General features: G+C 43.9%; 1 protein-coding gene. It reads left to right on the top strand.

The features are described from left to right. Window positions 1-62: 62 nt before the first annotated feature. A partial coding sequence (locus ACFIJR_RS09065; protein WP_375654067.1) for a TIGR04086 family membrane protein occupies window positions 63-1,079 on the top strand: 1,017 nt, incomplete at its 3' end.

Raw genomic sequence — 1,079 nt, 5'->3', positions numbered from 1 at the left:
CACTTTTGGAACATAATTGGCAAAAAGACATTGTATCTCCAGCATATTCAAGGAGATAAAACATGGAAACTCGCATTCCTGAAGACACACCATTCGATACGAATTTTCTAGGAGAAACATCTCTAGAAGAAAAGTATTCATTCTTTCACACACCCATTTCATGGTCCGCAATCTTTGCAGGACTGGTGAGCGCCCTTGCCACCTCAATCTGCCTCTCTTTTCTGGTAGCCGCTTTAGGCTTAAGCCAAATGGATTTCACCTCTTCAACCCCATTTGAAGGCTCTTTCCTCTCCTTTGGCGTGGGTTCTGTTATCGTTACACTGATTAGCCTAGCCTTGGGAGGCTTTGTAGCTGGACGTTTTGCTGAATCGTCGGGAACGGTTCATGGCTTTCTCACTTGGGCTCTCATAACATTGCTGATGACCCTCCAAGCCATCCACGTGGTTTCTAGTACAGCAAAGATAGGAGCTAAAACGGCTCTAGAAAACAGCTCTATGATCCAACAAACCGTAGACGGTCTAAAAAACAATATTTCCCCTATACTTGCAAACTTAAACAGCGAAAGTCTTGAAAAGTTTTTTGCAAAAAATAGTGACAATAGCATCAATTTCGATCAACTTTCGAGTGAATTGCGCACCCTTCTCAATAAAAGCGACATTCCTGCTCTCAACCCTGAGCGCTTGAAACAAACCTACCAAGCTGCACTCAACGATATTGGTTCTGCGATAACAGCTTTCAAAAATGATCCTTCTCACTATCGTACCACTTTAAAAAATCTTGGTGAGCACCTGTCTGATCGTGTAGAAGATCTCACGACAAAATTTGATCGAAGTGATATCATCAAGGCCCTTATGACCGATGGCATGTCCCGTGCGGATGCACAAACAGCAGTAAACCGTGCCGTTCATATTTATCAAAGCGCAGAGGAAAAAACCGGAAAAGCCATCAAAGCCCTTGAAGAACAGGCAGAAACACTCTCGGACAATCTTGAGGATACGATCAAGGGCGCCAAAAACACTGCAACTAAAGCCACAAAAACAGCCTCCAATATGGGGTGGTGGGGCTTTTTAGGCAGTCTG

Origin of the sequence: Bartonella sp. OD88NMGDW, from assembly GCF_042193775.1 — a bacterium.
In the GTDB taxonomy this organism is placed as follows: domain Bacteria; phylum Pseudomonadota; class Alphaproteobacteria; order Rhizobiales; family Rhizobiaceae; genus Bartonella; species Bartonella grahamii.
This window is presented reverse-complemented; position numbering and strand designations above follow the sequence as displayed.